This window comes from Myroides odoratimimus (genome assembly GCF_038039805.1).
GTDB lineage: Bacteria > Bacteroidota > Bacteroidia > Flavobacteriales > Flavobacteriaceae > Flavobacterium > Flavobacterium odoratimimum_B.
Map to the genome: position 1 here is coordinate 97199 of NZ_JBBPHK010000012.1, position 18979 is coordinate 116177.

An 18979-nucleotide genomic window follows, 5' to 3' on the forward strand; every position below is an offset into this window, starting at 1 on the left:
GAGTACATGAATATTCAACAAAACATAAAGAAAATCGGAATCAGCCTATTCGCCTTAGGCTGCTTTTCTCAAATGCAAGCTCAACAAGATCCACAGTATACACAGTATATGTATAATGCTAATATGATCAACCCAGCTTATGTAGGTAGTAGAGGAACACTGAACGTGTTTGGGATGTACAGAACACAGTGGGTAGGACTAGATGGAGCGCCTAAGACAGCGAATGTATCTGTGTCTACACCTCTTGGAGAAAGTGGATTAGGCCTAGGAGTGAACTTTACGAATGATCGTCTAGGAGCGATGGATGAGAATAATATCTCTGTAGATTTAGCTTATGCTATTGACTTAAATGCTGATTATAAATTAGCATTCGGGTTAAAAGCGACTGCTAATCTATTAAGTGTTGATTATACAAAGCTTAATATCCACAATCCTACTGATCCTGTAAGCCAAGAGAATCTAAACAACAAGTTTAATCCAAATATTGGAGCAGGGGTTTATTTATACTCTGACAAAGCTTATGTAGGGTTATCAGTTCCGAACTTCTTAACTACAGATCGCTATGATGATAATGATATCACGACTATGCGTCAGAAGATGCACTTCTACTTAATGGGAGGGTATGTATTCGATGTGAGTGAGAACTTATTATTTAAGCCAGCTGCTTTAGTTAAGGCAGTAAGTGGAGCACCGTTACAGGTTGATTTGACAGCTAACTTTTTGATGTATGACAAGTTTACTTTAGGAGCTGCTTATCGTTGGGATGCTTCAGTGAGCGCCTTGGCAGGATTCCAGGTAAATGATAATTTATTTGTAGGATATTCTTATGACTTTGAGACTACTGCACTTCAACGTTATAACTCAGGATCACACGAGATCTTCATGAGATTCGAATTGTTTAACCGTCGTAGTACAATTAATGCTCCTCGTTTCTTCTAAGAGAAGCTAGGACTTAAGAAATAAAGTATGAAAAAACAGCTATTGAAAATAAGCTTATTCAGTATGCTACTTTTAGCAGGGGTAAATACTCAAGCTCAAAGAGTAGCAGAGAAGAAAGCGGATAAAGAATACCAGACTCAAGCTTATGTAGATGCGATAAAAATCTACGAGCGTATCGCAAATAAAGGCTATACTAATGCAGATATGCTTAAAAAATTAGCTGATGCGTATTACTTTAATGGAAAATTAATAGAAGCAAATCAGTGGTATAAAGAACTTTTCGAAGGGGAGTATGAAGATAAAGGAAAAGAAGCTTTACCATCAGAATATTATTACCGTTATGCTCAGACATTAAAATCTGTTGAGGATTATGATAAGTCTAATGAGATGATGGAAGAGTTCTCTAAATTAGAGGCAAATGATTCTAGAGCACAGCTTTTCGAATCTAGTAAAGACCGTTATCTAAAAGAGATAGAGAATAACTCTGATCGATACGAATTAAAGAATATAAGTGTGAACACTGCGTATTCAGATTATGGAGCAGCTTTATTAGGAAATCAGTTGATTTATACTTCTGCTCGTAATACAGAACATCAGTCAGGAAAGAGATTACACGAATGGACGAACGAGAGTTTTACAAGTTTATACAGTAGTGTGATTAATGCAGACGGTACTTTTGAAGAACCAGTGAAGTTTGCACCTGAGTTAGACACTAAAGTAAATGAGGCAACAGCTGTATTTACTTCTGATGGGAAGACGATGTACTTTACACGTAATAATACTAGTGTAAAAGGGAAGAGAAGATTAAATAAAGAGCATTCAACTTTATTAAAAATATATAAAGCGACTTTATCAGAAGAAGGTAAATGGGAGAATGTAGAAGAGTTGCCATTTAACTCGGATAACTATAATACTGCTCACCCAGCCTTAACACCAGATGATAAATGGCTATATTTCTCTTCAGATAGAGAAGGAACTTTAGGACAATCTGATATCTTCAGAGTAGCCTTATATCCTACGGGAGAATATGGTAAAGTAGAGAATATTGGGAATAAAGTAAACACGGCAGGTAGAGAGACATTTCCATTTATATCTAAAGATCATTTCTTGTTCTTTAGTTCAGATGGACATCCTGGACTTGGTGGTTTAGATGTATTCGTGACAAAGATTAATGTAGATGGAAGTGTAGGTCAAGTGACGAATATGGGAACGCCTATTAATAGTAGCACAGATGATTTTGCGTTCTATATTGATAGTAAAACACGCAAAGGATTCGTTAGTTCTAATAGAGTGAATGGTGTAGGAGGAGATGATATTTACTTCTTTATGCAAAAAGTATGTCACCAGAGCCTAGAAGGTATTGTGTTTGATAAAGATACTCAAGAGGTATTAGCTAATGCTAAAGTAACCGTGTATGATAACTCATATAAAGTGATAGGAGAACTAATCACAGATGATAAGGGATATTATAGAATAGATGATCTAGAGTGTAGAGGGAAGTATCGTCTAAAAGCAGTAGCTGATAAGTATAATACTGAAGAAGTAAGTGTACAATTAGACGCTGTAGCTGGAGGAATTAAAAAACAAGATATTCCTTTAGAGAAAACAGAGAAACCTATTACTAAAGATGATGATCTGTTTAAGAAATTAAAACTGAATCCAATCTACTTTGATTTTAATAAATCAAATATTCGTAGAGATGCATCTATTGAATTAATGAAAGTAGTAGAAGTATTAAAAGAGTACCCTACTATGAAGATAGATGTTCGTTCTCATACAGATAGTAGAGGAAATGATGATTATAATTTAAGATTGTCTGATCGCAGAGCGAAGTCTACAGTACAGTGGATTATCAGCCAAGGTATCGAGGCAAGCCGAGTGACAGGACAAGGATATGGTGAGACACAATTACAGAACAAGTGTAGTAATGGAGTACCATGTACAATAGAAGAACATCAGTTAAATAGACGTAGTGAATTTATTGTTACAGAATTGTAATATAATGACTTAAGTCTACGTTTATACTATATTATAATTGTTCTTAAAAACAACAAAACAATTTTTTTTTCGACCGATCCTGCTGTAGGATTTAAAACTAACAGCATTAGCCACTAAAAGCTCCCGCAAGGGAGCTTTTTTTATTTGTAGTATTTACATTGCCTATGTTTATCATTTTGCCTTGAGCATTGTTATCAGTATAGTGTATTTTGTTTAGCAGTGTATCATCGTGAGATATTCTATAGCGTCAGAGGTTAATTAAGATGTATTAGAACATAAGTAGTATGGCAGCTTTCTATTATGAGATTTTGATAATGTAATTGATTGTATTTCATTTGACAGGATATTTATAGGTTATTGATAGGATAGTGGTCGCATACTTTTTTTACTTTTTTATGCGACCACTATGCGATGACTATCCGATCACTATGCGATGACTTCTATAAAAATAGTGTTATCCTTCCTTTTTTTAACCTGATGCCTTATTAAGGAACTTGTTATTGGTAGCTTGTTTTGAATGAAAGAGATAAAAAATATTCCTTTAGTTAGTATTTTAAGTACTGTTTAGTCAAAGATACTTCTGTATTTTTTAGCCTTAGGTTTATGGATTTATGTTGAGTAATGTATTTTTGAATTTAAGTGATTGATTTTTTGAGTATTACCATTATGGTATACCTTTTCTACCTCTTTTTAACTTTTATCTCCGCTTTATGCATGTAAAAAATGCTGTTTTTCAAATAATCAAAATATTTTATACGGTTATTTTATGTGATTAATACTATTTTTTGATTTTAATCTAAGGGTTAGTTTGATTTAAAATCATAAGAAGTGAAATTTTATTGATAATAATTATTTAATATAGACTGTGTTAAAAAATGTTTTTTAATTGATTATTAAATGTTAATTTTATTTTTAATTTTGTTATTTGTTATAATGTTTGCTTTTGAAATATATATTTCTGTGGATTTTATACAAATATGTGTAAAAAAAAAGATATGAAAAGAGGGAATACATTGAAATTTGTACTGTTTTATAGTGTGGGTTTGACTTTTTCTGTGGCATCAGCACAAGAAAAACTAGAATTGCATAATGGAGGGGATATTTATGTATCTCCTAGTGAGGTGTTATCTATCAAGGGTGCATTCAGCAACACAAAGGAAGCGACTTTTATAAATAATGGCGAAGTCCATTTTTTTGATGATTTCAGCAATGAAGGTACATTTATGTTTACCAAATCAACCAAGGCTAGTAAAGTTTTTTTCGAACAGTTAGAATCTGCTAAAGCAAAACGTAAGATTAGTGGAGGGGAGAATACTACATTATTAGAAGACGTTGTTTTTGATACAGAAGGTCTAGACCTAAGCACAGAGATCAGTATAGCAGGAAAGGCTTTGTTTGAACGCGGACATGTAGTAGTTAATACGCCATTATCAGGAGCTATTACTTTCGTGGACGGATCAAGTATAGAGAATGTTAGCAATGATAGTCACGTAGTAGGATTTGCCGATCGCGAGGGCAAGCAAGAACAGGTGATGCCTGTGGGAGATGGAACGTATTATCGTCCTATCACTTTAGGAGAGAGTAAGGATGCAAAGGATTTATTCCAAACACAATATAAGCGATCAAATCCACTAGTAGGTCGAGCACATTCTGAGAAGAATGCTATTGTAGAGATTAATAATGCAGAGTACTGGGAAGTTAATAGTAAGACATCAGAAGCAGGAGTTATCTTGACTTTGAGCTGGGATGAGGCTACTACACCTGCTAGTTTATTGTTAACCCCGGAGAAGAACTTACACATTCTTCGTTGGGATGCAAGTGCTTCAAAGTGGGAAGATGTAGGAGGTATCGTAGATGTGTCTACTAAGACAGTGCGCACACCGATGACGATAAATACTAATGGTATCTTCACTTTAGGAACTGTAAATGGGGATTATAACGCAGAGATTAAGATTTATAATGCAGTGTCACCAGATGGAGACGGTATGAATGACTATTTCATCATTGAGAATATAGATAAGTATCCAAATAATAGTGTTCAGATTATGAACCGTTGGGGAGGTAAGGTTTATTCCGCGAATAACTATGACCGCAATGGCGATGGAAGTATGAATGTGTTTAGAGGTGAGGCAGAAGGAAAAGGAGTATCATCAAGTGGAAAATTGCCATCAGGAACTTATTACTACATAGTTAAGTATGAAGTACAAACCTCTAGAGGGTCAGAGATGATAACTAAGACAGGTTATTTACACTTAGAGAATAATTAGAAAAAAGATTGCAATGAAAATAAGAAAAGGTATACAACTAGGAGCGTTATTCTCGTTGATGATGTTAGGTTCATCAGCAGTATATGGACAGCAAGATCCACAGTACACGCATTATATGTATAATACATCTAATATCAACCCTGCTTATACAGGCTCTCGAGGCGTGTTAAATGTATTCGGTATGTATCGCACCCAGTGGGTAGGATTAGATGGAGCTCCACAGACAGCTAACATCTCTATTGATACCCCTTTAGGAGATAATGGATTATCAGGAGGTTTAAACTATACGAATGATCGAATCGGAGCTATGTCAGAGAATAACTTCTCGTTAAACTTAGCTTATGCAGTAGATTTAAATGATACTTATAAGTTGGCATTTGGATTAAAGGCTACAGCTAATATCTTAGATGTAGATTATACTAAGTTAGATATTTATGATCCGAATGACCCTATGTTTTTGGAGAATATCAATAATAAGTTTAATCCAAATATTGGAGCTGGATTGTATTTGTATTCAGACAAATCTTATTTAGGCGTATCTGTACCTAATTTTTTGACAACCGATCGCTCAAAGAATGAAGGTAAGGAACTGATGCGTCAGAAGATGCATTTCTACTTAATGGGAGGATATGTGTTTGAGTTAAATCCAAGTTTGAAGTTTAAGCCAGCCTTTTTATTAAAGACCGTAGAAGGTGCGCCTATGCAAGTAGATTTGACTGCAAACTTCTTGATTGTGGATAAGTTTACTATTGGAGCAGCTTATAGATGGGATTCATCAGTTAGTGCATTGGCAGGATTCCAGGTAAATGATGGATTGTTTATCGGTTATTCATATGATGCAGATACATCTAAGCTATCTAAATATAATTCAGGTTCGCATGAGATCTTTTTAAGATTTGACTTGTTTAATAAATACAACAAAGTTAGTACAGCTCGTTTCTTCTAAGAAGGTACACTAGTAGAGTTGCTTTCTAAGTAAAAGAGAAAATAGATAAAATTTTGCATCTAATTATAAGAAAATAAGTGATATAAAGAGGTGGGTAAGTGTTAATGTTTGGTTTTTATTGTTAAAAACATGTATACTTATATATGATTTAGCGTTGTTTGTTTTTAAAAGATATAATTAGTGTATTAGTTGTGATAAATAGATAAATTGGATTTATTACTCCGTTTAATTTTGAATATTTTCTTTTTTGTATAATTTTGTGTCAATGATTTTAAAAAAGTGTTTTTTTAGGAAAAAAATATCTTTAGAATACTTAGAAAAGACAGCTAACTTGGTAAAAAAGTACATTTAATATTATGAAAAAAAATATTTATAAGATAGGGATAGCAACTCTATTTGGGATGTTTTCTACATTTGGGATAGCACAGAATTCCTATGTGAAGAAAGCAAACTCACAAATAGAGAAAATGGCTTATGCCGAGGCTATTAAAACCTATGAAAAGTTGCTTTCTAAAGGAGAGAAGAACACAGAGATTCTATCAAACCTTTCGAAAGCATACTATGAAAATGGAATGTATTTAGAAGCAAACCATTGGTATAGCATTTTATTTGAAGATGTAAAAACTCCTGAAGGAATTACTGATATTGATGCTTTTTACAAATATGTGCAGACAATTAGAACAACTGGTGATTATGTTTTAGCAAATGCTAAAATGGACTTGTTAGCTGATAAGGCACCCGAAGATGGAAGAATTAAGAAATATCTAAGTGACCCAAATTACTTAGAAGAAGTTAATACTAATAGAGACGGATATAGAGTAAAATTACTAAATAGTGTAAATACTGCAGGTTCAGAATACGGAGCTGCTTTATATAAAGGAGAAATCGTATATGCTTCTTCTGCAAATAAAAAAGGTAAACACAAGGGAGTTCACAATTGGACAAACGATCCTTATACAAAATTGTATTCAGCGCCTGTGCGTATCGATGGAAATATTGGTGAAGTAAAGCCTTTTGCAAAAAAGATTGATGGTAACTTTAATGAGGCGAATGCAATCTTTACAGCTGATTCAAGAGCAATGTACTTTTCAAGTAACAATAGAGAAGATAAGAATGTTCGTTATTCAGATGGAACTTTACTAGTTAGCTTATATAGAGCGTATTCTTTTGGTAATGGTTTATGGGGAGATGTTGAAAAATTAAGTATTAACTTAGATAATGCCAATACTGCTTCTCCAGCACTTAGCCCTGACCAAGATTGGTTGTACTTTTCTTCAGATAGACCTGGAGGTTATGGACAATCAGATTTATACCGTGTAAGATTATTTAGAGATGGTACTTTAGGAACTCCTGAGAATTTAGGAAATAAGATTAATACAGAAGGAAGAGAGAGTTTTCCTTTCGTTAGTACAGATAATGTATTGTATTTTGCATCTGATGGACACCCTGGTTTAGGAGGATTAGATTTATATGGAGTACAGATTTATGACGATGGATCTTTTGGAGAAGTTGTAAATTTAGGAAACTCTATCAATAGTCCTTATGATGATTTTGCAATGTATTTAGATCCTGAAGCTAAATTTGGATTCATTACTTCGAACAGACCAAATGGTAATGGAAAAGATGATCTTTACTTTGTGAGAATGAAAGAAGGAACTGAATTGAATATTGCTCAAGAAATTAGAGGTAGAGTAACTGATAAAACGACTAAACGTCCGATATTAGATGCTTTTGTATTCTTGTACGATAGTAAACACAGAATGATTGAAGAAATCGAAGTTGATAAACGCGGAGAGTATTCATTCAAAGATGTTAAGGTTAATAGAGATTATTATGTAGCGGTTAAAGCTAAAGGATATAAGTCAGAAGAAGTATCTGTAGAAGATGTTAATAAAGATGATTCTATAGAAGTTGACTTTGAATTAGAAAGAAGTAAGCCTTTCTCTTCTAGAAATTATCCAACATATGATGACGAAGAAGAGTATGATGAAGATTACTATGGAGAGCCTAGGAGAAAGAATAGAGGTAACCCAAGAATTGGAGATGATTTAGGTAAACTTACTGATTTGGCACCAATATACTTCAACAATGATAGTTCTGTTATTAGAAGTGATGCACAATTAGAGTTGTCTAAAGTGGCTTCTATCATGATGACTAATCCTTCGTTGAAATTAGAAGTTCGTTCTTATACTTCTAGTGTTGGTCCTGATGAGTATAACTTAAGGTTATCTGAGCGCCGCGCTGATCAAACAGTAGATTGGTTAGTACGCCAAGGTGTGAATAGATTGAGATTAAGAGGTGTAGGTTATGGTGAAAAAGGAATTATAAATCGTTGTAAAAACAATGTTCCTTGTAGTGAAAGAGAACACCAAGAAAATAGAAGAAGTGAGTTCATAATCATTGACTTATAAGAAATAAAAAAGGTTGGAGTATATCCAACCTTTTTTTATGTATTAAATCGAGATTAAGTATTATAAGTAAGTAACTTCTCTCCTTTATTATTTTATAATAATAAATATGCATTGTTCTGATAAAATGCGTAATTTGCAACTTGGTTTAAATTCAATTAAGTAGAAAAAGATTTATAATGATTATACAACCTAGAACTAGAGGATTTATTTGCTTAACTTCTCATCCAGAAGGATGTGCAGAGAATGTAAAAACGCAAATCGAGTATGTTAAGTCTAAAGGACAAATAGTAAACGGACCTAAAAAGGTATTAGTGATTGGAGCTTCTACAGGATTTGGATTAGCTTCACGCATTTCTGCTGCTTTTGGTTCTAATGCAGCTACAATTGGTGTGTTCTTTGAGAAACCAGGTACAGAAGGTAGACCAGGTACAGCAGGATGGTATAATTCTGCAGCTTTTGAAGAGCAAGCTAAGAATGCTGGTATTTATGCAAAGAGTATTAATGGAGATGCTTTTTCTGACGAAATTAAGAAAGAAACTATAGAGCTAATTAAAAAAGACTTAGGTCAAGTAGATTTAGTTGTTTACAGTTTAGCTTCGCCACGTAGAACTCATCCAAAGACTGGTGTGGCTTATGCTTCAGTATTAAAACCTATCGGAGAACCTTTTACTAATAAAACAGTTGATTTCCATACAGGTGTTGTGTCTAATATCAGTATTGATCCTGTAAAGGAACAAAGTGACATTGATAACACTATTGCTGTAATGGGAGGAGAAGATTGGAAGTTTTGGATAGAAGATCTAAAAGCAGCAGGTGTTTTAGCTGATGGTGCTAAGACGGTAGCTTATTCTTATATAGGCCCTGAATTAACTTATCCTATTTACAGAAATGGTACTATAGGTATGGCTAAGAATGATTTAGAGGCTACAGTTCCAGTAATTAATGATTTGCTAAAGGATATTAATGGTGTATCTTATGTTTCTGTTAATAAAGCTTTAGTTACTCAATCAAGTTCAGCTATTCCAGTTGTTCCTTTATATATTTCTTTGTTGTACAAAGTAATGAAAGAGAAAAACATTCATGAAGGATGTATTGAGCAAATGCAGCGCTTATTTGCTGATCGTTTATACGGAGGTAATTTAGCATTAGATGCAGAAGGACGTATCCGTGTTGATGATTGGGAGATGAGAGAAGATGTACAGTCAGCTGTAGCTAAGTTATGGGAAGAAGTAACTTCAGATAACATTGAAGCTATTTCTGATTTGGCTGGATATAGAAAAGACTTCTTCAATCTGTTTGGATTTGAGTTTGATTCAATTGATTATACATTAGAATCAGATGAGTTAACAACAGTTGCTAGCTTGAAATAAGAAACAATATTGTTATATATATAAAGCCCTTTAATATGATTATTAAAGGGCTTTTTTATTGGTTATTCTTCCAAGTGATTTTGTTTTATCTGAGTAAGAATTAAGTTTATTTTATCTTCTAATACCTCAATGTAATTTCTTAGTTCAATTTGAGTTTCGAAGGTTATTGTTTTGTCTTCTAGTACTTCTAGAAGTGGTATAATAGATGTGATTTCGAGTTGTCTGAACATAGGTAACATCTTATGAGCTATATTTCCGATTTGTTCTAAGTCAAAATCTTCTTCAGCATAATGCATGTCTAGTAGGTTCTCTTCTGTACTTTCTATAAAGATGACAAGTAGATTTCTTAAAGCATTAAAATCGTCTCCAATAAATTGTTTTAGCGTATTCGTATTATAAGTAGTGCTAACTGTTGTTTGGCTATTAGAGTCTTCATTGTTATTTTCTTTAGTTCTAGAACTGTTTAATTGATACTCAAGATTAAGGATGTTAGAGATGAGAATTAACAACTCTGTAAGCTGTAAGGGTTTTGGATGTGCAGAAGCAAAACCAGCTTGTGAAAACTCCTCCATAGTAATATCTCTTTTACCTGATAACGCTATAACAGGAATAGTCTTAAAATCAGAATTCTTTTTTAAATAATTTATAAGCTCAAATCCATCCATTTTAGGCATCTGTATATCACTTAGTATCACATCGTAGTGATCTTCTTTTAAAATAGCTTCTATCGATGTAGGATCGAAAGTTATAGTCACTTTATTAAATAGTGGAGAAAGAATCTCCTCCATTAGTTGTAACTGTACTTTATCATCATCAATCACTACAATGTTTATGTTATTTAATGAACGAAATACGGTTTGTAGATCATTTGAATGTACAGTGATATTTGTATCTTCTTCAGCTTCTATAATAGGTATTGTAAAGGTGAAAGTTGATCCTTCATTTAATACACTTTCTACATAGATAGTTCCTCCTAATAATTCAATCATCCTTTTAGAAATATTAAGACCTAATCCAGTTCCACCAAATTTCTTTTCTATTCCATCATGAGCTTGTTGAAATTCGTTAAAGATGTTTTTAGTTTGATTAGCCGCTATTCCTATTCCAGAATCCGAAACTTTAAATACGATATTCTCTTTTTCTTTAGTAACCCTAACATTAACCCCTCCTTCTTGCGTAAATTTAATTGCGTTAGTGACTAAGTTTGTTAGTATTTGTTTTATGCGATGAGGATCTGATACAAAATTACTATTTAAGTTTTCTTCAATTTCCCAATTTAGTTTAATGTTCTTATTTTCAGCATTAGGCACTAATATATTACAAGTGTTATCCACTAGTTCTTTAGGATTGAATGTTTTCTGTTGAATACTTATTTTATTGTTTTCTAATCTAGAGAAATCCGTTAAGTCGTTGACTAGATTCGTGATATACTTAGAAGAAGATTTAATGTTGTTAACATACTTTTGTTGTTTATTATCCAGGTTTGTCTGGTCTAATAAATCAGTAAATCCGATAAGCCCCCCAAGCGGAGTCTGTAAATCATGTGTCACTGTAGCTAGTAGCATAGACTTACTACGTAATAGTACTTCATTCTCTTTATTTAATTTCTCTAATGCATTTCTATATTCTTGGGTTTGATTGATATCTCTAATAATAATCCAGCCCAGTATTAATACAACGATTAGAGCTGTTCCGCCTATATAAGCGATATTTGTTGACGCAGCACTAATTCTAGATTTAGATTCATTGATCTTTTGATAAGACAATGTAAGTATATTTTGTTCTACATTTTGCAGAATGCCTCTTAGCTGATCAGTGATAATTTTATTTTCTTTTAACAAACGTTGCTCTTGGTTGAGTAAGTTGTTTTGTTTATCATTAATTTTCTCTTGTGTAGCAATAAGAATACGCTCCATTGCATTGATAATAGAATCAGAGATGCTTGGATAGTTAATAGTTGTTTTAATAGTGTCTGTATGATCTCCTTTGAATAACCTTGCCCAACCACTTCTTTTTTCCTTTTCTTTACTTTGAATAACGATGGGTTGTATGTTTTTCTCGATTTCTTCACGGATGTTGTAGATTTCAGAGAATGCCTCAGTGTATTTATTTTCTGCAGAAAGATCTTTTCTAGCTTTGATAATGTTTTCAAAACTCACTTTTTTACGAGAGAGTAAGTCTTTAACAGAATCAAGCTTTACTACCGTAATAGGATCTTGTACATGTGTTTGTACCAAGTTAATTTGCTTCACGATGGTATCGAGCTCTTTATAGTAGAGTTTGATATCTTTACTATCTCCACTTAATATCGCTGTTCTGCTATAAGCTTCACTACTGTATAGGTTATTGATAGCACTAGTGACTAAGAAAATTTTATTATTTTCTTCGATTACATGCTCCTCAGGAATAGTAAATTTTTTAGCTTCTTTATAAATATACGCCCCAGAGAATAATGCAGCTGCAAATAGGGTAAAGTATAGGAAAAGAATCTTAGCTTTTATAGATTTAGGTGGCTTCATGTATAGATAAAGTTTGGTGTAAAATTACAAAAGAGTGTTCAATGATTGTGTTAAAAATAATAGTCTTTTCTACGGATTGTTTTTAACTGTTTTTGTTTTATTGTATGTTTTTTATTACTAATGATGTTTTTTATTTTTTATTTAACTTTTTGTTTGTATTTTTGGTTTAGGCGATTAGCGATGTTTATTGTCTTTTAGTTAGAATCGTACAGATTAAATTATATGAAAAAGAGAAAAGAAAATTCTCACGAATCAATGTTTAATACGTTTATTAAAAAATGCAGAGAGGGGATCTAAATAAGGTTGTCCTCTTTGTTTTTTTAGGTGTGTACCTGTTTAAGTAGATATAAAAAAAGCTCCTTTATTTAATAATAAAGGAGCTTCTATTTTAGGATAGAATATATTACTTATTTAGCAATAGCTCTAGAAATAACGATTTTTTGAATCTCAGAAGTACCTTCATAGATTTGAGTAATCTTAGCATCACGCATCATTCTTTCTACATGGTATTCTCTTACATATCCATTACCTCCGTGGATTTGTACAGCTTCGATAGTTGTATCCATTGCAGTTTTAGAAGCGAATAGCTTAGCCATAGCACCCGATAATGAGATATCTTGACCTGCATCTTTCTCAGCAGCAGCTTTGAAGCAAAGCATTCTAGCAGCAGTGATTTGAGTAGCCATATCAGCTAATTTAAACGCGACCGCTTGGTGGTTGATAATTTCAGTACCAAAAGCTTTACGCTCTTTAGAATACTTTAATGCTAATTCGTAAGCACCTTGAGCGATACCTAAAGCTTGAGAAGCGATACCGATACGTCCTCCGTTTAATACATTCATTGCGAATGCAAATCCGAATCCGTCTTCTCCGATTCTATTTTCTTTAGGAACTTTTACATCTGTAAACATTAATGAATGTGTATCAGATCCTCTGATTCCCATTTTTTGTTCTTTAGCTCCGATTTCAAAACCAGCCCATCCTTTTTCAACGATGAATGCATTGATTCCTTTGTGTTTTTTCTCCACATCTGTTTGAGCGATTACGATATAGTAGTCAGCTGTACTACCATTCGTGATCCAGTTTTTAGTACCGTTTAGTACATAGTGATCTCCCATATCTACTGCAGTAGTTTTTTGAGATGTAGCATCTGAACCTGCTTCTGGCTCTGATAAACAGAATGCACCGATTACTTGTCCTGAAGCTAGAGGTACTAGATATTTTTGTTTTTGTTCTTCACTAGCATATTTTTCTAAACCAGCACATACTAATGAGTTATTTACTGACATAACTACAGCGGCAGAAGCATCTACTTTTGCAATTTCTTCCATAGCTAATACATAAGATACGCTGTCTAGACCGCTACCTCCGTATTTAGGATCTACCATCATTCCTAAGAATCCTAATTCACCAAGTTTTTTAACTTGTTCTGTTGGGAATTTAGAATGTTCATCTCTTTCAATTACACCTGGTAATAATTCTGTTTGAGCAAAGTCGCGAGCAGCTTGCTGAATCATCAATTGCTCTTCTGTAAATTTAAAATCCATTTATAGTCTCTTAATTTTTTAGTTGTTCTAATTTTTGTAGCTCTCAAATATAATTGATTTAAAACAATTATTCAATTTAGATTCTGTTTAAATTTGATGCATAAAATGATTATAATTTATTTTTGGACGAAACAATGTTTGTTATTTTAAAAAACATGTATTTATAATTGAATAATGTAATGAATATTGTATTTAAACTTTTGTAGATTATAGTAAAAAACCAATCTTTATACTATGAATAAATACCAATATAATATCATCGGAGTTATGTCAGGTACTTCATTAGATGGAATAGACCTGGCTTATATCACTTTTAATTATGAAAGTGGTAAGTGGAGCTTTGAGGTTCACTGTACTGATACAGTAAGTTATAATGCTCAATGGAAAGAACAGTTAATGAATGCAATGGATTTAGATAGTGAGCAAATAGAGATATTAGATGTACGTTATACGACCTATTTAGCCACCGTTATTAATCAATTCATTAAAGATAAAACAATAGACAATATAGATGCAGTGTGCTCACATGGTCATACTATTTTTCATAAGCCTGAGCTAGGCTATACCTTACAGATAGGGAATATGCCTATACTAGCTGACTTAATACAGCAGAAGGTAATATGTGACTTTAGAGTACAAGATGTTCTTTTAGGAGGACAGGGCGCACCTTTAGTACCTATAGGAGATCGCTTGTTATTTAGTGAGTATGAAGCTTGTCTTAATCTTGGAGGATTTGCTAATATCTCTTTTGAAGGAAGGCTTAATTATAGATTAGCGTATGATATTAGCGCAGTGAATACATTGCTTAACGAACAGGTAGCTAAACTTGGCTTGGAGTATGACGATAAAGGAATACTTGCCTCTAAAGGAAAGGTAAACGAAGATCTTCTAAGAGAATTAAATGCACTTGATTTTTATAAACAATCTGCCCCTAAATCATTGGGGATAGAGTTCTTAAATGCGTATGTAAAACCTATCCTTAATAAGTACACTTTATCTGTAGAAGACTATTTAGCTACGCTAGTAGAGCATATTGCTACTCAAATAGCAGCAGGGATTGGTGTCAAAGAAGGACAGCGTGTGTTAGTAACAGGAGGTGGTGCTAAAAATGATTACTTAGTTAGTCGAATTAAAGCACACGCAAAAGGTATTCTGTTTGAAAGACCTTCTGATGAAGTGATTGACTATAAAGAAGCTATAATATTTGGCTTACTAGGAGTGCTAAAATTGAGAGATGAAGTGAATGTATTAGCTAGTGTTACTGGTGCTAAGTATGATCATAGCTCAGGTAGAATTCACGAGGTATACACACAGATAGATTAGCTTATTCAGAAGATGAAGACTATGTTTGCATTGTGTTGTATACGAGTGCATTAATTAGTAGGCGAACTAGCTAGTACAATGACTAACATGAATGTTATATAAAGAATATAGCGTTTATGTATCATTATACATACAAAACATTTTATCTTTGAACTCATTTTGAACTATAATGGCAAATAATTATAAAGACAAAATCTCACTTTTTTTGATATTTTGAATATTAAATCTCATTTTTTTTCGTTATCATGAAGTAAATGAGAATATAGAATGAGAATAATCTATATCGATTTTGCACAATATAGAACAACAGAAAAAGACTTTTAAAATTTTAAAACTCAGATTATTTATGTTTCATTTCTTACAAGTGGATACAACAGCAGTAGCACAGAAATTAGCTAATGCAGCAGAAGCTGGAGAAGCAGCCGTTAAAAAAGAATTAGCTCTTAGCGAAATTATCTTTAGCGGTGGACCGATAGGGCAGGCTATTATGATTATTATTTTTGTCATGCTATTCTTGGCTCTTTACCTATATTTAGAGCGTTTCTTTGCTATTAAAAATGCATCTAAAATAGATGATAACTTTATGGCTCAGATAAAAATGTTCTTATCTCAAGGAAAGATAGATCAAGCTAAACTTCTATGTGCAAACACTGATACTCCTGTATCTCACCTAATCGGAAAAGGGATATCTAGAATAGGGAAGCCTCTTCAGGATATTAACATTGCGATAGAGAATGCAGGGAAGTTAGAAGTGTACAAGATGGAGAAGAACATTAATCTATTAGCAACATTATCTGGAGCAGGACCAATGACAGGATTCTTAGGAACTGTAGTAGGGATGGTGATGGCATTCCATGAGATGTCTGCAGCTAGCTCTGCTCGTATAGATATGAGTGTGTTATCAGAAGGAATTTATACTGCGATGATGACTACAGTATTTGGGTTGATCGTAGGTATTGTATCGTATGTTGGGTATAATCACTTAGTGAGTAAGATAGATAAGATTGTACATCAGTTAGAGGCAAATGCAGTAGAGTTTTTAGACCTATTAAATGATCCTGCATAATGAACATAAGAGGTAGAAATAAAGTATCCGCAGAGTTTAATATGTCGTCTATGACAGACATCGTATTCTTATTGCTTATATTTTTTATGGTGGCTATTACTACGATGACGAGTACTAATGCACTAGATTTAATACTTCCTAATTCTGATGGTAAGGCTGATGTAGTAGAGACTGTAGCTGTGAGTGTAGATGATCAGTCTAACTATTATATCAATGAGCTAAAAGTAATGCCTGAAGAACTAGAAGAGGGACTGAAAAATAAATTAAATACAATAGAAAATCCTAATGTAGTATTGCATGTCGCTAAAGGTGTACCTGTAGAGGATGCAGTATTTGTGATGGATATTGCGTATCGCAATAATTATAAGATTGTATTAGCAGTGGAACCAAAGTAGGTATGAAGATATTACAAACAGAAAGTGAAAAAAAGGCTTTTGCAATTACTTCCACAGTTTTTGTACTTCTTTTTTTGTTGTTTTTCTTTTATAAAATAATAACTCCTGTTCAGGAAGAAGAACCTTATTTATTAGGTGGGGAGATTGCTATTAACTTTGGAAATAGCGAAGTAGGGAAAGGAGAGGTACAGCCGACAGAACCTATCGCTATGGAACCAGAGCCTGAAGTAGCTACACCTGTGGAGACAACGGCCGAGCCTGTTGTTACTCAAAATAAGGTAGATGTTCCTGTGGTAAAGAAAACGGAGGATAAACCTAAGGCAAAGGAAGAACCTAAGAAAGAAGTTGTCAAACCTAAACCTGACCCAAAACCAAGTCAGAGTACAACAGATGCTTTGGCAAGTCTTATTAATGGACCAAAGACCACAGGAGAAAAGTCTGAAGGTCAAGGAAACTCTACTAAAGGTGGAGATCAAGGAAAGCTAGATGGAGATATGTACTCTAACTCTACTTATGGTAGCGGTAAGGGGAATGGCAGTGGTAACGGTACTAGCTGGGGACTGAACGGGCGTGCATTAGCCAATAGAGGACAAGTAGTACCTGAATGTAATGAGGTAGGAACAGTAGTAGTGGAGATAAGAGTAGATAAGAGTGGAAAGGTCGTATCTGCACAACACACTAAAGGGACAACTAACTCTGCTAAATGTCTTACGGATGCAGCTATTGCTACTGCGAAGACATTTAGATGGAAAGCAGATGACAACGCACCGAATATTCAAGTCGGATTTATAGTTATTAATTTTAAAGTAGGACAATAGTCCTATTTTTTTGAATATGAATTATCAAGAAACCTTAGAATGGATGTTTAATCAATTGCCTATGTATCAACAAAAAGGGGCAATAGCTTATAAAGCAGATTTATCCAATACAATAAAACTAATTAATCATTTAGGAAATCCTCAGGATAGTCTGAAGACGATACATATAGCAGGGACTAATGGAAAGGGGTCTACCTCTTCAATGATCGCTTCTATTCTACAAGAAGCAGGTTATAAGGTAGGGTTATATACCTCTCCACACCTAAAGGACTTCAGAGAGCGTATCAAGATCAATGGTGTTGAGATATCAGAATCTTTTGTGATCGACTTTATCGGACGTAACAAGCCTTTTTTTGAAGAGAACTCTTTGAGCTTTTTTGAGATGACAGTAGGTATGTGCTTTGAATACTTTAAACAAGAACAGGTAGACGTAGCTGTAATCGAAGTGGGCATGGGAGGTCGTCTAGATGCGACTAATGTTATACACCCATTGATTTCTGTTATTACTAATATAGGTAAGGATCACACAGCATTTTTAGGAGATACACTAGAGGCTATCGCAGGTGAGAAAGCAGGTATTATAAAGAAGGGTGTACCTGTAGTGATAGGAGAATATAATGAGTATACACAACCTGTATTTATAAATAAGGCAAAAGAGCTGTCTGCAGATATCTATTTTGCTCAAGATACCTATATAGACAACACATTAGTTTCAGATCTAAAAGGAGATTATCAGAAATCTAATATTCGCACTGTAAGACAAGCGATAGAATTACTAAGAAAAACATTCGAAATAACAGAAAAAGCCGAGACAGAAGGGCTTCTTCATGTAGTAGAGAACACAAAATTATTAGGTAGATGGCAAGTCTTAGGTGAGCATCCGAAGACAATTACAGATACTGCACACAATTCTCATGGGCTAACTATCGTGATGAATCAGTTAAAACACGAAAATTATCGCGATTTGTATATCGTTTTTGGTGTTGTGAATGATAAAGATTTAGACTCTATCCTTCCTTTATTACCAAAAGAGGCAAAATATTTTTTTGCTAAGCCAGATAATTTACGCGGGTTAGAACCTGAGATTTTAGCTGCTAAGGCAAGTGAGTTTGGTTTAATGGGAGAGGTTTATGGTTCAATACCAAATGCTTACATGAAAGCTAAGGAGGTAGCAGGTGCTGAGGACTTGATATATATAGGCGGGAGCACATTTGTAGTAGCTGAAATTTTATAAAAAAAATATTCAAAAAAGCTTGCAAAGTAAAATCACAGTCGTATATTTGCACCCGTAATCAACAAACGGTTACACGTTCTTAAAAAGGAAATGGGCGATTAGCTCAGTTGGTTCAGAGCACCTCGTTTACACCGAGGGGGTCGGGG

The 18979-nt window shown here is 33.8% G+C and carries 13 protein-coding genes; 11 read left to right on the top strand and 2 right to left on the bottom strand.

Annotation, left to right across the window (positions count from 1 at the left end; translation table 11 throughout):
- Positions 1-6: 6 nt before the first annotated feature.
- The 6 genes from AABL85_RS10625 to fabV all read left to right on the top strand — a co-directional run bounded on the left by AABL85_RS10625 (position 7) and on the right by fabV (position 9931).
- Positions 7-939 carry a type IX secretion system membrane protein PorP/SprF gene (locus AABL85_RS10625; RefSeq protein ID WP_341310062.1) on the top strand — a complete coding sequence of 311 codons (933 nt, stop codon included), beginning with the start codon at positions 7-9 and terminating at the stop codon, positions 937-939.
- 27 nt (positions 940-966) lie between these two features.
- Positions 967-2937 (top strand): OmpA family protein, encoded by a 1971-nt coding sequence (locus AABL85_RS10630; RefSeq protein WP_341310063.1) that lies wholly within the window; start codon positions 967-969, stop codon positions 2935-2937.
- A gap of 995 nt (positions 2938-3932) precedes the next feature.
- A complete protein-coding gene (locus AABL85_RS10635) occupies positions 3933-5204 on the top strand; it encodes a gliding motility-associated C-terminal domain-containing protein (protein ID WP_341310064.1) in 1272 nt (423 codons plus the stop codon).
- Positions 5205-5217: 13 nt separating this feature from the next.
- Positions 5218-6150: a type IX secretion system membrane protein PorP/SprF gene (locus AABL85_RS10640; RefSeq protein WP_341310065.1), complete on the top strand. Its 933-nt coding sequence runs from the start codon at positions 5218-5220 to the stop codon at positions 6148-6150.
- A gap of 356 nt (positions 6151-6506) precedes the next feature.
- Positions 6507-8561, top strand: coding sequence for an OmpA family protein (locus AABL85_RS10645; RefSeq protein ID WP_341310066.1), 2055 nt, complete (start codon positions 6507-6509; stop codon positions 8559-8561).
- 176 nt (positions 8562-8737) lie between these two features.
- Positions 8738-9931: an enoyl-ACP reductase FabV gene (gene fabV / locus AABL85_RS10650; protein WP_341310067.1), complete on the top strand. Its 1194-nt coding sequence runs from the start codon at positions 8738-8740 to the stop codon at positions 9929-9931.
- A gap of 62 nt (positions 9932-9993) precedes the next feature.
- Here the strand turns inward: fabV and AABL85_RS10655 are convergent, their stop codons facing one another.
- Positions 9994-12450, bottom strand: a complete 2457-nt coding sequence (locus AABL85_RS10655) for an ATP-binding protein (protein WP_341310068.1) — start codon at positions 12448-12450, stop codon at positions 9994-9996.
- A 407-nt stretch (positions 12451-12857) separates the two neighbouring features.
- Complete coding sequence (locus tag AABL85_RS10660) at positions 12858-13997, bottom strand: acyl-CoA dehydrogenase (RefSeq protein ID WP_006258677.1); 1140 nt, start codon at positions 13995-13997, stop codon at positions 12858-12860.
- Between the two features lie 234 nt (positions 13998-14231).
- Here AABL85_RS10660 and AABL85_RS10665 point away from each other — a divergent pair, with 234 nt between their 5' ends.
- The 5 genes from AABL85_RS10665 (at position 14232) to AABL85_RS10685 (ending at position 18833) form a co-directional block, all read left to right on the top strand.
- Complete coding sequence (locus AABL85_RS10665) at positions 14232-15320, top strand: anhydro-N-acetylmuramic acid kinase (RefSeq protein ID WP_341310069.1); 1089 nt, start codon at positions 14232-14234, stop codon at positions 15318-15320.
- 346 nt (positions 15321-15666) lie between these two features.
- Entirely contained in the window at positions 15667-16386 is a 720-nt protein-coding gene (locus AABL85_RS10670) for a MotA/TolQ/ExbB proton channel family protein (RefSeq protein ID WP_286414511.1), read from the top strand.
- Positions 16386-16781: an ExbD/TolR family protein gene (locus AABL85_RS10675; protein WP_025124722.1), complete on the top strand. Its 396-nt coding sequence runs from the start codon at positions 16386-16388 to the stop codon at positions 16779-16781. The genes AABL85_RS10670 and AABL85_RS10675 overlap by 1 nt, the downstream gene beginning before the upstream one ends.
- Before the next feature lie 2 nt (positions 16782-16783).
- A complete protein-coding gene (locus AABL85_RS10680) occupies positions 16784-17599 on the top strand; it encodes an energy transducer TonB (protein ID WP_341310070.1) in 816 nt (271 codons plus the stop codon).
- Positions 17600-17615: 16 nt separating this feature from the next.
- On the top strand, positions 17616-18833 hold the full coding sequence (locus tag AABL85_RS10685) for a folylpolyglutamate synthase/dihydrofolate synthase family protein (protein ID WP_341310071.1): 1218 nt from the start codon (positions 17616-17618) through the stop codon (positions 18831-18833).
- Positions 18834-18979: the final 146 nt, after the last annotated feature.